The 16,257-nt window shown below is 62.1% G+C and carries 15 protein-coding genes; 8 read left to right on the forward strand and 7 right to left on the reverse strand.

Annotated elements, in window-relative coordinates:
- Window positions 1-94: 94 nt before the first annotated feature.
- From MB824_RS04215 to MB824_RS04230, 4 genes are all read left to right on the forward strand, one after another.
- Window positions 95-1,333 (forward strand): NAD(P)/FAD-dependent oxidoreductase, encoded by a 1,239-nt coding sequence (locus tag MB824_RS04215; protein ID WP_238746251.1) that lies wholly within the window; start codon window positions 95-97, stop codon window positions 1,331-1,333.
- Window positions 1,334-1,394: 61 nt separating this feature from the next.
- Window positions 1,395-2,108: a hypothetical protein gene (locus MB824_RS04220; RefSeq protein WP_238746253.1), complete on the forward strand. Its 714-nt coding sequence runs from the start codon at window positions 1,395-1,397 to the stop codon at window positions 2,106-2,108.
- Between the two features lie 25 nt (window positions 2,109-2,133).
- Window positions 2,134-3,327 carry an NYN domain-containing protein gene (locus MB824_RS04225; RefSeq protein WP_238746255.1) on the forward strand — a complete coding sequence of 398 codons (1,194 nt, stop codon included), beginning with the start codon at window positions 2,134-2,136 and terminating at the stop codon, window positions 3,325-3,327.
- A 257-nt stretch (window positions 3,328-3,584) separates the two neighbouring features.
- On the forward strand, window positions 3,585-3,836 hold the full coding sequence (locus tag MB824_RS04230) for a peptide ABC transporter permease (RefSeq protein WP_238746256.1): 252 nt from the start codon (window positions 3,585-3,587) through the stop codon (window positions 3,834-3,836).
- A 228-nt stretch (window positions 3,837-4,064) separates the two neighbouring features.
- Here the strand turns inward: MB824_RS04230 and MB824_RS04235 are convergent, their stop codons facing one another.
- The 3 genes from MB824_RS04235 to MB824_RS04245 form a co-directional block, all read right to left on the reverse strand.
- Window positions 4,065-5,417, reverse strand: coding sequence for a DUF2868 domain-containing protein (locus MB824_RS04235; protein WP_238746257.1), 1,353 nt, complete (start codon window positions 5,415-5,417; stop codon window positions 4,065-4,067).
- Between the two features lie 285 nt (window positions 5,418-5,702).
- Window positions 5,703-7,199 carry a S41 family peptidase gene (locus MB824_RS04240; protein ID WP_238746258.1) on the reverse strand — a complete coding sequence of 499 codons (1,497 nt, stop codon included), beginning with the start codon at window positions 7,197-7,199 and terminating at the stop codon, window positions 5,703-5,705.
- A gap of 196 nt (window positions 7,200-7,395) precedes the next feature.
- The gene (locus MB824_RS04245; RefSeq protein WP_238746259.1) at window positions 7,396-9,057 is read right to left on the reverse strand and encodes an NAD(P)-binding protein; all 1,662 of its coding nucleotides are present in this window, start codon (window positions 9,055-9,057) and stop codon (window positions 7,396-7,398) included.
- A gap of 173 nt (window positions 9,058-9,230) precedes the next feature.
- On the opposite strand from MB824_RS04245, the gene MB824_RS04250 reads away from it, so the two are divergent.
- Window positions 9,231-10,556, forward strand: a complete 1,326-nt coding sequence (locus MB824_RS04250; RefSeq protein ID WP_238746260.1) for a DUF2130 domain-containing protein — start codon at window positions 9,231-9,233, stop codon at window positions 10,554-10,556.
- Between the two features lie 71 nt (window positions 10,557-10,627).
- A complete protein-coding gene (locus tag MB824_RS04255) occupies window positions 10,628-10,969 on the forward strand; it encodes a PepSY domain-containing protein (protein ID WP_238746261.1) in 342 nt (113 codons plus the stop codon).
- Here the strand turns inward: MB824_RS04255 and MB824_RS04260 are convergent.
- Window positions 10,966-11,130, reverse strand: coding sequence for a hypothetical protein (locus MB824_RS04260; RefSeq protein WP_238746262.1), 165 nt, complete (start codon window positions 11,128-11,130; stop codon window positions 10,966-10,968). The genes MB824_RS04255 and MB824_RS04260 overlap by 4 nt on opposite strands.
- Between MB824_RS04260 and pseG the strand changes: the two genes are divergently transcribed.
- Together pseG and MB824_RS04270 are read left to right on the forward strand one after the other, a co-directional pair.
- Window positions 11,129-12,715 (forward strand): UDP-2,4-diacetamido-2,4,6-trideoxy-beta-L-altropyranose hydrolase, encoded by a 1,587-nt coding sequence (gene pseG, locus MB824_RS04265; RefSeq protein WP_238746265.1) that lies wholly within the window; start codon window positions 11,129-11,131, stop codon window positions 12,713-12,715. The two genes, MB824_RS04260 and pseG, sit on opposite strands and share 2 nt — an antisense overlap.
- Before the next feature lie 47 nt (window positions 12,716-12,762).
- A complete protein-coding gene (locus tag MB824_RS04270) occupies window positions 12,763-13,401 on the forward strand; it encodes a rhomboid family intramembrane serine protease (protein ID WP_238746267.1) in 639 nt (212 codons plus the stop codon).
- 77 nt (window positions 13,402-13,478) lie between these two features.
- On the opposite strand, the gene ubiT is transcribed toward MB824_RS04270, so the two are convergent.
- From ubiT to ubiU, 3 genes are all read right to left on the reverse strand, one after another.
- A complete protein-coding gene (gene ubiT, locus MB824_RS04275; protein WP_238746268.1) occupies window positions 13,479-13,925 on the reverse strand; it encodes a ubiquinone anaerobic biosynthesis accessory factor UbiT in 447 nt (148 codons plus the stop codon).
- Window positions 13,912-14,832, reverse strand: a complete 921-nt coding sequence (locus MB824_RS04280; protein WP_238746270.1) for a U32 family peptidase — start codon at window positions 14,830-14,832, stop codon at window positions 13,912-13,914. Before MB824_RS04280 ends, ubiT begins: the two co-directional genes overlap by 14 nt.
- Before the next feature lie 115 nt (window positions 14,833-14,947).
- Window positions 14,948-15,955, reverse strand: a complete 1,008-nt coding sequence (gene ubiU, locus MB824_RS04285; protein WP_238746272.1) for a ubiquinone anaerobic biosynthesis protein UbiU — start codon at window positions 15,953-15,955, stop codon at window positions 14,948-14,950.
- Window positions 15,956-16,257 lie beyond the last annotated feature (302 nt).

Raw genomic sequence — 16,257 nt, forward strand, 5'->3', positions numbered from 1 at the left:
AACATAAACTTACGCGTTTGCCCCGCGGATTGCCGGCAGGCAGCCTGAAAGCGGTTTTGCCCCTTTCAGGCTGCCTGTCACCCGAGAGCCACACATGATCCACCATTTCGACATCGCCATTATCGGCGCCGGACCTTCAGGTGCAGTTGCCGCCACCCTGCTTGCCCGCCGCGGCTACCATGTCTGCGTATTGGAAAAACAACACTTTCCGCGCTTCGTTATCGGCGAGAGCCTGCTGCCGCACGCCATCCAGATTCTGGAAGAAGCCGGCATGGCCGACGCGGTGCAAAACGGCATCGGCTTCCAATACAAAAACGGCACCGCCTTTTCCTGGGGCGAGCGCTACGCCAGCTTCAATTTCAACGAAAAAACCGCCGCCGGCCCCAGCCATGCCTTTCACGTCCAGCGCGACCGTTTCGACCAGATTCTGATCGACACCGCCATCAAAGCCGGCGCCGAAGTGCGTTTCGGCGAAACCGTTTCCGCCTTCAACAACGGCGGCGACAGCGCCAAACTCGGCGTGGAAGACGAAAGCGGCACCAAATACGTGATCGACACCCATTTCGTGCTCGATGCCAGCGGCTACTACCGCGCGCTGCCGCGCCTGTTGGGCTGGGACATGCCCTCGACGCTGCCGCCGCGTCAAGTCCACTTCACCCATATCGACGACCACATCACCAATCCCGATTTCGACCGCAACAAAACCCTGGTCTGCGTCCACCCCGAGCACCGCGACGTCTGGCTGTGGCTCACCTGCTTCAGCAACGGCCGCTCATCCATCGGCGTGGTCGGCTCCGGCGATCATTTCGCCGGCATCAGCGGCTCGGAAACGGTGATCGAACAATTCGCCAAAGAAATGCCGCTGCCGGCGCGCATCCTGCAAAACGCGGTGTGGGACAACGGCTTTCCCGCACTATATCTGCGCGGCTATTCGGCCAGCGTCAAAGCGCTGTACGGCCGCCATTTCGCGCTGTTGGGTAATGCCGCTGAGTTTCTCGATCCGGTGTTTTCCAGTGGCGTGACCACCGCCGTCCACTCCGCCAAACTCGCCGCCGACATCATCGACCGCCATTTTCAGGGCGAGAAAGTCGATTGGCAGCGCGAATTTGCCGACGCGCTGAATCTCGGCGTCAATGCCTTTCGCCATTATGTTACCGGCTGGTACGACCAGAGTTTCCAAAACATCGTCTTTTCCGAAGCGCTGCGCGGCGAAGCGCGCCGCCAGCTCACTTCGATATTCGCCGGCTATGCCTGGGATGCCGACAACCCCTTCGTTACCAAGGCCGAACGCAATCTGCAGCTTTTGGCGCAGAACGTCGGCAAACCCGGCTAAGCCCCACCCACCGCCGTTTCAGGCTGCCTGAAACGGCGTTTGTGCACGGAAAGGAAGCCTTATGCAGCATCTGCTTATCGACACCACCAAAGTCCAAGCCAAATGGCGCCGCCTGCCCGTCGAAGGCTGGCGCATCAGCCTGTACGGCAGCGAAAAATCGCTCCGGCGCGTGCTGCCGCAGCTCGGTGCCGAATGCGGCCTGTGCGCCACCGGCAAACCGCTGCGCCGCATCGCCGCCGAAGCCGAAGCGGTACTCTCCGCCGAACCTGCCGCCCGCGTGGTGCTGGTTTCGCCACGCAAAAAGCTCAAACGGCTGGCCAAGCGTTTTCAGGCTGCCTATCCGCAAGCCAGCGTGCGCTATGCCGCCAAATTCGGCAAAAAACTCGCCCGCCGGCTGCAGCGCTCTGAATCAGACAATGCCCCGCACAAGCAACCTGAAACGGCAAACGCCAAACTGCCGCTGCCCGCCGCGCCGCAGATGCCTGCCGTATTCACCCCGCCACCACCGCCCGCCGTCCGCACGGCCGCACCGAAGCAGCCTGAAAAAACCGCCGAGCCGGTGTTTACCCTGCTGGCCGATTGCGACCTGCCGCCGGTAAACGAAGCCGAAGTGCTGGCGCTCTTGAAGAAAAACCGTCCCAAGAAAAAAGCCGCGCTGATGCAGCTTCTGGCCGCCAAACTGCACAGCCCCGCGGCCGCCGCGCTGGTCTTGACCCGCCTGCTGCGCAGTGGCCGCATCCGCATCGACGCCGCCGAAAACGTGCGCTACCGATAAACCCGTTCCCGAAAGTTCCCGAAAAATGACAACCGCCAACAACGCCAACACCAAGCTCGCCGTCCTGATCGACGCCGACAACGCCCCCGCCGACATCATCGACCGCCTGCTCGAAGAAATCGCCAAATACGGCATCGCCAGCGTCAAACGCATCTACGGCGACTGGAGCCACGGCCTTTCCAAATGGAAAGCCGCACTCCTGCCCCACGCCATCATCCCCGTGCAGCAGTTTGCCTACACCAAAGGCAAAAACGCCACCGATATGGCGCTGGTGATCGACGCCATGGACCTGCTTTACAGCGGCAATTTCGACGGCTTCTGCATCGTTTCCAGCGATTCCGACTTCACCCGCCTGGCCAGCCGCCTGCGCGAAAGCGGGCGCACCGTATACGGTTTCGGCGAAAAGAAAACCCCCGAAGCCTTCCGCAAAGCCTGCGACAAATTCGTTTACACCGAAATCTTCCGCCCCCACAAAAACCAAACCAAAGCCCGCAGCGACGGCAAAATCGCCGCCGGCGAAGCCGACAACGCCACCGAACCGGCCGCCGACGCCCTTACCCTGATCAAACGTGCCGTGCGCGAAAATGCCGACGATCTCGGCTGGGCCAATCTCGGCCCCATCGGCAGCTACATCAACAAAACCAACCCCGATTTCGACTCCCGCCTTTACGGCTACGGCAAACTCTCGGAACTCATCAAATCCTTCGACATCTTCGAACACCGCACCGACAACAACCAGCTCCAAGTGCGCCGCCGCAGCGACAAAGCCGCCGACAAAACCGAAAGCAGGCAGCCTGAAAGCCAAAAGCAGCCTGAAAACACCGCCAACAACGCCGATACCGTCGAAAGCCAAGCCAAAGGCCGCAAACCGCGCAAAACCGGCAGCGAAGGCAGCCTGAAAAGCCAAGAGAACGCCGCCGCAGAAACCCCGGCAGCCCAAGCCAAACCCGCCGCCAAAACCAAAAACGGCAAACTGCCGGTAACCCGCGTGATTCCCACCGTGCAGCAGGCCGTCGATGCCGCCGCCGACGTCGAAGGCTGGGCGCGCCTGAGCGACGTACTCAAACAGCTCGCCGCGCTCAACATCAACCCGCAAAACTACGGCTTCGACACCGACCGCGAACTGATTCACGCCATCTACGCCGACTGGCTGGAAATCAAAAAAGCCGGCCGCGGCGAGCGCCTGCGCGTAAACAAACGCTTTGTCAGCAAAGACTAAACCGCCGCTGCAGACTTTCAGGCTGCTTTTTGCCACACAAAGCAGCCTGAAAAACAAACCAAGCCGTCATTGTCCGCATAGCCAGCAATCTTGGCGGCATCCGAAGCGCCAGTTTTGCCAAATAGCGTTCCCCAAAACAAGGCACCCGGCCGGGCAAAAATAAGCGGATACCCGATCGCCAATCGCCCGCCGCGTCTTAAAAATTTTCAGGCTGCCTTACACCCAAGCAACCTGAAATCCCCAAAAAGGACCGCACCATGCGCGAACGCCTGCAAACCCTGTGGCGGCATTACCGCAAGCCGCTGATCCTGCTTGCCGCCGACGCTTTCTTCTACACCATACTCGGCGGCTCCACCGCCGAATGCAGCCGCTGCCCGATGCCGCCGATGAGCCCCTGGGAGCGCGGGCTGTTCGCCTTTTCCTATTTCCTGGTTTTCGTCGGCGTCTGGTGGATTGTCCTGATCGCCATGTCGCGCAGCAGCAGCGAATTTACAGACTTGGGCGGCTGATTTTTCAGGCTGCCCAGCCAAAGCAGCCTGCAACCCATCTGCGCCCGCCAAAAGCATTTCAGGCTGCCTTGAATACCCAAGGCAGCCTGAAAATATTTGCCGCAGCGGCATTCGCAAAACCAAAGCGCGCCAACCAAAACAAAAGCAGCCTGAAAGCGGTAAACGCTGTTTCAGGCTGCTTTTTGATATTTCGCAAGCATAGCAGCCTGAAAGCGGTTTTGGACGTTTTCAGACTGCTTTGCCGGCTGATGCTTTAGGCGGCAGTTGGCTGGTTTGCGGCGGTTCGATCCACGGCCAGCCGTAGCGGTGCAGGGTATCGCGCCATTGCGCCAGTGTTTCTTGCAGGCTGCCGGCGGCGGGATCGGTGCCGGCGGGCAGGTAGAGCTGAACGATCAGTCCGCCGGCGGCCTGCGCGGACAGGGTTTCCAGCCGGCGGGTCATGCCGCGGTCGGGCGGCAGGGTGGCGCGGATGCCGACCAGCAGCTGTACCGGTGCGGCGGCGTGTTGCAGGCGTTCGGCCAGCGCCGCCAGCTCGCTGCGTTCGGCAATCACGCCGCAGTCCTGCCAGTCGCGGCCGAGCAGGTCGCGGTACCAGTCGCGCTCGGGATGGGCGGTATCGAGCAGCAGCGCCCAATGCTGGGCGGCGGCGGCCGGCAGCGCGGGCGCAGGCTGCGGGGTGTCGGCGCGGTAGTCGGCGGCGCTGTCGGTAATCCTGCGCTGCCAGCGGCCGATAATGGTTTGGTAATAGGGCTGCGACCAGTCGGGCTCCAGACGGCCGCGGCCGTGCCACAGGCAGAACAGCCACGCTGCGGCGCGCGGCAGCAGGCCGTAGCAGACGATGCTGCCCAGCAGCAGCCCCGCCCAGGCGGCGGCATCGCCGGCCTGCGCCTGATTGCGGTTGGCGGCAACGGCGGCGGCATCGGGCACGGCAAAGCCGAGTTTGGCCGGCAGCCAGCCCAGCACCTGCACCAGATGGCCGAAAGCGGCGCTGTCCAACAGCGTGCTTTCCCAGTTGAAGCCGTACTGGCGCACCGAGAGCATTAGCAGTACCGCCAGCGTCATGCCGCCCAGCGCCGCCAGCGAGAGCCGGTGCATGGCCGCGCCCAAACGCCAGCGCTGCACGGTTTGGCCGGCGGCTTCGGCATACAGCCGCAGCATCGCTTGGGAAACGGCGTCTTTGCCGCGCAGCCAGTTGTCCGGCGCCAGCAGCGTTTTCGGCGGACGCCGGCCGAGCGCCGATACCAGCCACAGCAGCAGCATCACGCTGTGGACGCTGAGCACGCCGGCCAGCAGCAGCAGGAAATTCAGGCTGCGTTGCGCCATCAGCGCCCAGCCGGCGGCAAAGCCGGCACCGAGCCACAGCAGCGTGGCCAGCCGCAGCAACTGGTGCAGACGGCGCTCGTGGGCGGCCAGGCGGTCGCGCAGCGCGTGGTCGCGGTCGGCCATTTCGGCGCGGCGCGCCAGCCGCTCGGCAAAGGGCAGCGGGCTGTCGCGCAGGCTCTCTTCGGCCACGCGCGGGTCGGCGGAAAAAACATGGCCGCGCTGCTCGAGCAGGCGGACGAGTTCGGTTAGAAAATACATGGCGTCGCGGGCGGTTGAAAGCGGCGGATTATAGCGCAAGTGTCGCGCTTCTCAGGCAGCCTGAAACGGCTTTTGGGTGCTTTCAGGCTGCTTGCGTTAGGGACTGTTGTTGCGGGACAAAGCAGCCTGAAAGCGGATAGCGGCACCCTGCCCCAAGCGTTTGGCTTTTCAGGCTGCTTTGAAACGCCATCCGGCGGCGTGTTTTTCAGAACTTTCAGGCAGCCTGAAAGTTCTGTCGGCAAAAAAACCGCACGCCAAAGCGTGCGATCGGATGGGAGACGGTGCTTATTTTTTACCTTTGGCGGCGTCTTTGCCTTTGGCGGTTTTGTCGTCGGTTTTCTTGGCAGCGGCCAGGCCGAGCGATTTTTGCCATTGGGCGGGGTCTTTGACCAGTTCGAGCGCTTTGCGCAGCTGGTCGTCTTTGCTCGGATCGGGTTTGCGGCGGGAGCCGACATCTTCGTCTTTGTCTTTTTTGCCGTCTTTGGCTTTGGCCTGCTTGGCGGCTTTTTCCGCTTCTTCGGCCTGCTGCTCCAAGACGCCGCCTTTGACTTCGTTGGCGCCGGTGGGGTTGTTGATGTGGCCGGAGAGGTCGGCTTCGCGGCTCTCGAAGGTGCGGTTTTTATCCTGCACTTCCACATCAGGCAGGATGCCGGTGGCTTGGATCGAGCGGTCTTTGGGCGTGTAGTAGAGCGCGGTGGTGATTTTCAGCGCGCCGCCGTTGCTCATCGGGATCACCGACTGCACCGAGCCTTTGCCGAAGCTGCGGGTGCCGACCAATACCGCACGGCGGTGATCCTGCAGCGCGCCGGCCACGATTTCGGAAGCAGATGCGGAACCGGAGTTGATCAAAACGGCCATCGGCACGGTTTTGATTTCCGGCGGCAGGTCTTTGAGCGGGTCGCCGCCCGGGGCAAGCAGATAGTCTTCGGGGCGGGATTTGAGTTCCATCGCCGAGCGGTTGTCGCGGCCTTTGGTGCTGACCACCAGCAAATCGGGCTTCAGGAAGGCTGCCGATACGCCGACCGCGCCGTTGAGCAGGCCGCCGGGGTCGTCGCGCAAATCAAGAATCACGCCTTTGAGCGGGCCTTTGTTTTCTTTGGAAAGCGCGGCAATCGCTTCGGCCAGCGCCGGCACGGTGCGCTCTTGGAACTGGCTGACACGCACATAGCCGTAGCCGTCTTCCAGCAGGTGGTGGCGCACGCTTTTCACTTTGATCATGGCGCGGGTGATGTTGACCACAATCGGCTTGGTGCTGTCTTTGCGCGACAGGGTCAGGGTGATTTTGGTACCGGGTTTGCCGCGCATTTTTTTCACCGCGTCGGTAACGCTCATGCCGCGTGTGGATTCGTTGTCGATTTTGACGATGAAGTCGCCGCTTTTTACGCCGGCACGCTCGGCGGGCGTGTCTTCAATCGGCGAGACCACTTTGACAAAGCCGTCTTCCGCGCCGATTTCCATGCCCAGGCCGCCGAATTCGCCGCTGGTGCTCTCCTGCATGTCGGCATAGCCTTCTTTGTTCATATATTCGGAGTGCGGATCAAGGCCGGAAACCATGCCTTTGATGGCGTTTTCGATCAGTTTTTCGTCTTTTTCGTCGCTCACGTAATTGGCTTTCACCTGACTGTAAACTTCGGCCATATTGCGCAGGGACGAGATCGGCAGCCCTTCTTTTTTCTCGGCGGCCTTATCGGCGGCGATCGACTGGGCGCTGACCGTCAGCACGGCGCCGGTTAAGGCGCCCATAGTGTAAAGGGCGATTTTTTTCCAAGTTTGCTGAGCCATCGGCTGGTTCTCCGTCGGCCGCCTAAAGGCAGCCTGAAAAATACACTCAGGTTTTGCCCGCAGGCAGCCTGAAATCGAAAAAGGCGTAAGGGTATGTGATTTTTGGGACGATGGAAAGTGGCGGTGGGAAAATTTGGCAAAATTTTGCGTTGGCGCGGCATTTTCTGCTGCGCCCCAAGCGTGCGGACGGCAGTTTTCAGGCTGCCTGAAAACCGGCTTGGTCTTGGGAGAGCCAGTATTGGGCCGCCGCTACGCCCCAATGCGCGGCTTCTTCAAACACTGAATAGCCGCTCAAATCGCTGTGGGCAAAGACAATGCGCGAGCGGTGGCGGCGCAGCGCCAGCGTTGGTGCATCGTCCAGATAACCCGGCAGCGGCACGCGCATGCCGTGGCCGCGCACGCAGATATCGACCGCTTCCACCCGCCGCCAGAAACCGCGCCCGTAGGCCGCCAGCAGATCCTGCGCCGCTTCGGCCAGCAAATCGTCGGCGGATGCCGCCAGCAGACGGCGGCGCACGCTTTGCGGGTCGGCCATATCGAGTGCGGTGTAGGCGGTGAGCAGGGTGCGCTCGGGCGGTGCGCGGCGGATAAATTGGTTGGTGGCGCAGACAAAACCCAGCCCGCGGCTGCCGTGCACCACGTTGTCCCACGCCAGCTCGCTGCCGCCGCGCTCGGCGGGAAAGCCTGCCAGCGCGAAATTGGCCACCAGCCACGGCGCATAGGCAGCCTGAAAACGGCTGCCGGCAAAACCGTAGCGCTGCGGTGCAGCAATAATCCGTGCCGCCGCCATCAGCGGCATCGCGCACAGCACGCGGCGGGCGCGCACCAGCGTCTGGCGGCCGCTGGTATTGTGGCGCAGCAGCACCGCCACGCCGTCGGCATCTTCCGCAATCGACAAAGCCGATACGTCGCAGCTGGCGGGGCGGGCAAAAGTCCATTCGCGCGCTTCAGGCAGCCGCGCCAGCGTTTGCAAGCCCGCCTTTTCGCGCAGACATTGCGACAGTTTTTCCAAGCCCTGCGGCCAAGTCAGCACCGGCGTGTGGCCGCTGTGGCCGCGGGCGGCGAAATAATGCAGGCCGGCGAAAGCCGAAACGGCGGCGATGCCCCGGCCGTAGTCGTCGCGGCAGCAGTAGTCCAGATACCACAAAAGCGCGGGCGAACGGTAGCCCTGCGCCGCCAGCCATTGGGCGAAGGTTTGGCTGTCAAGGCTGCGCCAGCGGCTGTCGGCGGACGATTCGCTTACCGGTATGGCAAACAGCTTGCGCCCGTCGCTGCCGTATTGCTGCGCCAGCCGGGCGGTCAGCGCGAAAAAACGGCGGCTGTCCTTGTCTTGCGCCGGCAGCAGGCTGCTTTGCCAGCGGCCGTTCAACAGCAGGCGCTCGTCGGGCTGGCTGACCAGGTCTTCGTCGCGGTAAAGCGGCTCGCCCGCCGCGTTTATCCCCGCCACCATGCCGAAATCGTCGAGCATCAGCCGCACCGCCGCACTTTCGCGCGAAGGCTGTGCCAGATAATGCGCGCCGCTGGGAGCGGCAAGCGTGCCGTGGAGGTAGGCGGCGTTGTTGCCGTTGCGCTCGAAGCCTTCGGCGAGCAGAAAATCGTGTACGCCGTGGCGCGCCAGATACCATGCCGCGCTCAAGGCCGCCGCGCCGCTGCCGAGTATCAGCGTATTGCAGCGGTGTTCCGACTGCGGGGCAGCCTGAAAAGTGCCGTCGCGCACATCGTGCCCCGCCGGCAGGCCGGCATAGCGCACGCGCACCGGCGGGCGCGGATTGAGCCAGCGCCAGCCCGCCCACGATGCGGCGGCGCTGCCGGCAAAAAGCGCGGCATTGCTGAGAAAACGGCGGCGGGAAATCGGCATATCGGCGGCGGGAGCGGCGGGAACACGAAAGGCGCGGATTATACGGCAGCGGCAGGCGTTTTTGCTTTTCAGGCAGCCTGACGGCACAGGCAGCCTGAAAGCCGTTTGCCGCGCCTTTCAGGCTGCCTGCTTCTGCTAAAATCGCCCTTTTTCATACCGCCCGCGAGAGAGCCATGCACGAAATCAAATGCCCGCACTGCCACACCGCCTTCACCATCAACGAAGCGAGCTACGCCGACATTCTCAACCAAGTCCGCACCCAAGAATTCCAAGCCGAAGTGCATGAGCGGCTCGCCCAAGCCCAAGCGCAGGCGAAAAGCGAAATGGCGGCGCAAGAAGCCAAAGCCCAGCAGCAATACAGCCAAAATCTCGCGCAAAAAGACGCGCAAATCGCCGCGCTCCAGCACCAAATCGCCGGCCACGAAAAAGACAGCCAGCTCGCCATCGCCAACGCATCAGGCAGCCTGAAAACCGAGTTAGCCGAAAAAGAGCGCCAACTTGCCGAGCTGCAAACGCAAAACCAAGCACTCGCCCAACGCATGACGCTGGAGCGCGAACTCGCCATCCGCGAAGCCCTGTCCGCCAAAGAGCGCGAACTCTCCGCGCTTGCCGCCCAACTGCAACTGCGCGACAGCGAAAACCAACTCGCCCAAAACGCCCTGCGCGAGCGCTACGAAATCCAGCTCAAACACAAAGACGAAGAAGTCGCCTTCTACAAAGACTTCAAAGCCCGCCAGTCCACCAAAATGGTGGGCGAAAGCCTGGAAGCCCATTGCGAAACCGAGTTCAACCGCATCCGTACCACCGCTTTTCCGCAGGCCAAATTCGGCAAGGACAACGACGCTTCCGGCGGCAGCAAGGGCGACTACATCTTTCGCGAAAGCGACGAGCATGGCAACGAAATCATCTCGATTATGTTTGAGATGAAAAACGAAGGCGACGAAACCGCCAGCAAAAAGAAAAACGAGCATTTTTTCAAAGAACTCGACAAAGACCGCCGCGAAAAATCCTGCGAATACGCGGTGTTGGTGTCGCTGCTGGAAAACGACAACGAGCTGTATAACGGCGGCATCGTCGATGTTTCCTACGCCTACCCGAAAATGTATGTGGTGCGGCCGCAGTTTTTTCTGCCCATCATCTCGCTGCTGCGCAATGCCGCGCTCAATTCGCTGCAATACAAGCAGGAAGTGGCGCAGATGCGCGCGCAGAATATCGACATCACCAATTTTGAAAACGAGCTGGACGACTTCCGCGAAAAGTTCGGGCGCAACTACCGCCTGGCCAGCGAGAAGTTTCAGGCTGCCATCAAGCATATTGACGACACCATCCGCCACTTAGAAAAAACCAAAGCCGACCTGCTCGGCGCCGAAAACAACCTGCGCCTTGCCAACAACAAAGCCGAAGATTTGACCGTGAAAAAACTCACGCGCAAAAATCCGACCATGAAAGCCGCCTTCGCCAAGCTGGCTGCCGAGCAGGCGCAGGACGAGCAAGACTGAAAGCCGCTAATTTTGCGCTCATTCGGCAGCGCTAAGATGGCCGGCGTTTACCCGCAACGAAAGGACAAAAAATGCCATCCAAATACCTGACCGCCGCCGCCTTGGCCTTATCCGCCCTGCTGCTGGCCGCGCCGGCCGCCGCCGACAATGACTGGGACGACGGCTACCGCCACAGCCACTACAAAGCCAAAAAAAGCGGCAAGAAATCCCGACAGCGCCAAGGCTTTATCAGCCCCGATCAGGCAGGGCGCGCGGCGCTGGCACGGGTGGGCGGCCGCGTGAAAGACGTGGATTTCGATTACGACGACGGCTATCCGCACTACGATGTCGAAATCGTCAAAAACGGCCGCGAATACGATGTGAAAGTGGATGCCCGCAGCGGCCGCGTGCGCTCGGTGCGCCGCGACGACTAAACCGCGCCGGCACGCTTGCGCCCCACCCCGCCCGAATCTCTGTATTCGGGCGGTTTTCCCTTGCCGGCAGTCCAAAAGCAGCCTGAAAACGCCGTGTAGCCATTTTCAGGCTGCCTGCTTTGCCCTACAATCCGCGCCGCCTTGTTTTCGGGATTGTCCATGAACTTCCTTATCCGTGCCGACGCATCGCTGGCCATCGGCAGCGGCCACATCATGCGCTGCCTGACGCTCGCGCGCGCGCTCAAAGCCGACGGCCACGGCGTGCATTTCGTCTGCCGCGCCCTGAACGGCCATCTGGCCGATTGGATTCGGGCGCAGGGTTTTGCCTGCAGCCTGCTCGAGTCCGATACGGCAAGCAGTCAGCCTGAAAACCCCGCGCCGCCCGTTGCCGGCGCCCCGCCGCACGCCCATTGGCTGCCGGTATCGCAAGAGCAGGATGCCGCCGACTGCGCGCCGCTGATTGCCGCGCAGCGCCCCGACTGGATTATTTGCGACCACTACGCGCTCGATGCCGTGTGGCAGCGCGCCGCCCGCGCGGTGTGCGGCTCGCGGCTGATGGTGATCGACGATTTGTGCGACCGCGCCCACGATGCCGATCTGCTGCTCGACCAAACACTCAACCGCCGCCGCCAAGACTACGCCGGTCTGCTGCCTGCCGGCTGCCGCGTGCTGGCCGGCACCCGCTATGCCCTGCTGCGCGACGAGTTTGCCGCCGCACGTCCTGCCGCGCTGGCCGCCCGCGCCGCAGAACCCAAGCAGCCTGAAAGCCGCATCCTGCTCAATCTGGGCGGGGTGGACGAACACAATTACACGCTCGCGGTGCTCAAAGCGATGCAGCCGCTGGCCGGCAGCCTGAAATTCGCGCTCACGGTAGTAATGGGCGCCACCGCGCCGCACACCGCCGCCGTGCGCGAATTTGCCGCCGCCGCGCCCTACCCCTGCCGCGTGCTGTCTGCCGCCGGCAATATGGCGCAGCTGATGGCGCAGGCCGATTTGGCCATCGGCGCCGCGGGCAGCACGTCGTGGGAGCGCTGCTGTCTCGGCCTGCCGACGTTGCTGCTGGTGCTGGCCGACAACCAGCATGCCGTTGCCGCCGCGCTGCAGCAGGCCGGCGCGGCGCTGGTGCTGGAAACGCAGGAATTGTCCGCCCCCGCCTTTGCCGCCGCGCTGCGCGAACTGCAAAAGCGGCAGCTTGAAATGTCGCAGGCCGCCGCCGCGCTGTGCGATGGCTTGGGCGTTAAGCGCGTACTGCGCCATTTGGATGCCGACACAGACTTTCAGGCTGCCTTCGTGCGGCCGGCGCGGGAAGAAGACAGCGCCCTACTCCACCGCTGGCGCAACCACCCCGATATCCGCCGTTTTATGTTCGACAACTGCGAAATCCCGTGGCCGAACCATGAGCAATGGTTTGCCCGCGCGCTCGCCGATCCCGATTTTGCCATGCTCGTTTACTGCGCCGGCAGCGAGCCGCTGGGCTACGCTTCTTTCCGTCGCCGCGATAGCGGCGTTTACGAATGGGGCTTTTACACCGCGCCCGACGCCCCGCGCGGCCACGGCACGCGCCTGGGCAGACTGGCGCTGCAGTACGCCTTTGCCGAACTGGGCGCCCGCCGCGTGCTCGCCCGCGTGCTGCCGCACAATGCCGCCAGCCTTGCCCTGCACCGCAAACTCGGCTTCGCCGAAGGGCAGCCTGAAAACGACGGCAGCCGCTGTTTCGCCCTTGAAGCCGCCGACTTTGCCGATTAGCCTGCTTGCAGGCAGCCTGAAAACCTTTTACCCGCCTATACAAAACCATGAACACCCAAACACGCCATCCCCTGCGCCCCGATATGCGCACGCTCTATATCCTGATCGCCCTGAACGTGCTGGTTTTTCTGATGCAGCAGTCCGGCACCCTGCCCACCGAAGCCGGCGCGCTGTGGTATCCGCAAAACGAAGCCTACGCGCCCTACCAGTGGCTCAGCCATATGTTTTTGCACGCCGATCTGGCGCATCTGCTGCTGAATATGTACGCCGTCGGCATGTTCGGGCGCTATGTGCTGCAGGTGTGGGGCGAAAAACGCTTTTTGCTGCTGTATTTTCTCGGCGGACTCGGCGCGGCGGCGCTCTATCTGCTGTGGGTGTATGTCAAACTGCAAACCGGCGGCAGCAACGCGCTGGCTTATGTGCATGTAATCGGCGCTTCCGGCGCGGCCTTTGCCATATTGGCGGCGTTTTCGACGCTGTTTCCCGATGCGCCGCTGTCGCTGATGTTTGTCCCCGTCGCGTTTAAGGCCAAGCATTTTGTGCTGGGGCTGGTGGCCTACGAAGCCTTTGCCGAAATCAGCGGCGTGTCGCTGTTCGGCAGCAACATCGCCCACGTCGCCCACATCGGCGGCGCCCTTACCGGCTGGCTGCTGGCCTGGTGGTGGCAGACGCGCCGGACGCGCTGAATACGGCTGCCTTGCTGACGGAAAAGCAGCCTGAAAACCCTTGGTATGGGTTTTCAGGCTGCTTTTGGTTTTGCCGCTCAGCCGGCGTGGCGCTCCTGCCATTTGGCCAGCTTGTCGGCAAACGGCCATTCGACGCTGTCGAGCAGGTTTTTGGTAATCAGGCCCAGCTCGGTATCGCCTTCGATGTGCAGCTTGCGTTTGAAAAACAGGGTGTCGGGGTCTTCTTCGCGCAGCATCATGCGCAGAAAATCGACGGCGTTGGCGGCCAGCCGCAGATCGGGCGCGCCGTCGAAGGCATCATCGGTAAACTTTTCGGCGTCGGCGGAAAAGCGCACGCGGATGCCGGCATCGAGCACGTCGATTTCGAACTTGCGGCCGTTAAACAGCGCCATATCGGCCGGCAGCAGGCCGCGCTCAAGCATCAGGTTGAGGGTTTTGACCAGCGCGAAACGCGGTGGCAGGCCGGGCAGGCGGCGGCCGATGCCGGTGGCAAACGGGGGCAGGACGATGTCAGGCAGTGGCATATTGTTTCTCCAGTTGTTTGAGATGGACGGCTTCGATGCCGGGCTGGCCGCGCCAGTAGCCGTCCACCGGCGTGCCGGTGGCGTATTCCTGCAGCTCGGCGCAGGCGGTGTCGGCGTCGGTGGCACCGTCGAGCACGGCGCGGTGCAGCTCGATGATGCGCGGCATTTCGATCAGCTGCGGCGACAGGCGCAGCACGCCGACGCCGGCATCGGCAATTTCCTGATGGTGCGGCAGCAGCATCTGGCTGCCGTAGGACATGGTCTGGATGCCGTTGATGGTAAGAAAGGGCTTGTGCTCGCGGGTATTCATGGTCAGGCCGTGCTCATGGTCGAGGCAGCGGAACTCGCAGCTGTCTTTGTTGAGATTGTAGTGGCGGGCGGTAAAGCAGCGCGAAGAATAGGCCAGCGGGATTTTGCCCCAGGCAAAAAGCTCGGTTTCGATGGCGGGCTCGGACAGGGCGATGGCGGCGACTTTGTCGCGCGCAAGCTCGGCAGGTGCCACCCAGCGGTAGGCGTTGAGCTCGCGGAACACCTGCAAGGTGGCTTCGTTGTAGATATTCAGGCTGGCGCCGGCCACAATCGGGATGCCGTGTTCGCGCGCGAGTTTGACCGCGCCCATATCGTTGGCTTCGATTTTGAAACGCTCTTGTCCGGCGATTTTGCGCAGGCGCTTGAGATCGGACTCGCTTTCAAGCAAAACCTGCGACGACAGCACAATCTCTTTACCGCTTTCGGCCAGGTCTTCGGCCAGGCCGAACCAGTCGGCAAAGCGCATTTTCTGCCGGCGCGAGCAGACGGTTTCGCCCAGATAGATGATGTCGAGCGGGGCATCGAGCATCTGCAGGTAAAACTCGAGCAGGGTTTCTTTCTGCCAGAAAAACTGGATGGGACCGAGAGAGAGTTTCATGTTTGTTCCTTTGCAATGCTTTGTTATTTTGCTTTTCAGGCTGCCTTTAGAGCCGTTTGGACGTAACCAAAGCAGCCTGAAAACAGCGCAGGCGTTTTTCAGGCTGCCTGCGCCGCTATTTCCACGGCCGGCTGTAGGCGCCCAGCGTGCTCTGGCTGCCTTCGGAGACCTTGCCCAGCGCCCCACTCCACGCTTCGGCCACGCGGTAGTCCTGCGGGTGCGCGGCAGCGGCATCAAGCGCCTGGCGCAGCGCGCGGGTAACCTGGGCGGTGTACATCGGGCTGCGCTGGCGACCTTCCACCTTGATGGCCGCCACGCCGATTTTAATCAGCTGCGGCAGCACTTCCAGCACGTTCAGGCTGGTCGGCTCTTCCAGCGCGTAATAGGTTTCGTCGTTCACTTCAAAGCGGCCTTTGCACAGCGTCGGATAGCCGGCCGGCTCGTCGGGGTTGAAGCGGTCGATCAGCACGCGGTTTAAGCGCACGTCCATGCGGTCGGGCAGCTGCTCCCAGCGCACCGCCTTGGCCGGCGAACACACGCCCTGCATATTCGGCGACTCGCCCGTGGCGTAGCTCGACAAAATGCAGCGCCCTTCCACCATCACGCACAGGCTGCCGAAGCCGAACACTTCCACTTCGACATCGGTGTTTTCGATCACATGCTGCACCTGGTCAATGGTCAGCACCCGCGGCAGCACCACGCGGCGGATGCCGAACAGATCGCGCATCAGGTTGATCGCTTCGTAATTGGTGGCCGAACCCTGCACCGACATATGCAGGCGCAGATTCGGATGGCGCTTGCAGGCATAGGCCATCAGCGCCGGATCGGCGACAATCACCGCGTCCACGCCCAGCGACGCGGCGGTATCGACGGCGCCGTACCAGCGCTCCACTTCGCCGGCCTGGGCAAAGGTGTTGATCGCCATCAGCACATGGCGGCCGCGCTCGCGGGCGTAGGCGATGCCGGAGGCGGCGGATTTCATATCGAAATTCAGGCCGGGGAAATTGCGCGCGTTGGTTGCGTCTTTCAGGCCGAAGTAAATGGTGTCGGCACCGTTGTCGACGGCAGTTTTCATCGCGGGGAGATTGCCGGCGGGACACACCAGCTCGGGGACGGCTCTCACTTTGTCTGCTCCTTATTTTTGTTTTCAAACGATGCGCTTGCGCTTTTTCGGCATGCTTAAACGCAGCGGGCGCCTATTCTAAAATCAAGTGTCGCCGCCGGCCGCCCAAAGGCTAATTTGCTTGACTTGAGTTAAGCAAAGGCGAAAAAAGCGGCTGAAATTTCTTCAGGCTGCCTGAAAAAACAGCGCCGTTGCCCGGATACAACTTTTACATTGCGCCAATAATAATTTTCATTTTGAGAATCGCATCAACGGGCTTACAATCCGCCGCCGCAAGAATCGGACAAAACGTCCCCCCCCCC

This window comes from Kingella pumchi (assembly GCF_022288825.1).
GTDB lineage: Bacteria > Pseudomonadota > Gammaproteobacteria > Burkholderiales > Neisseriaceae > Kingella_D > Kingella_D pumchi.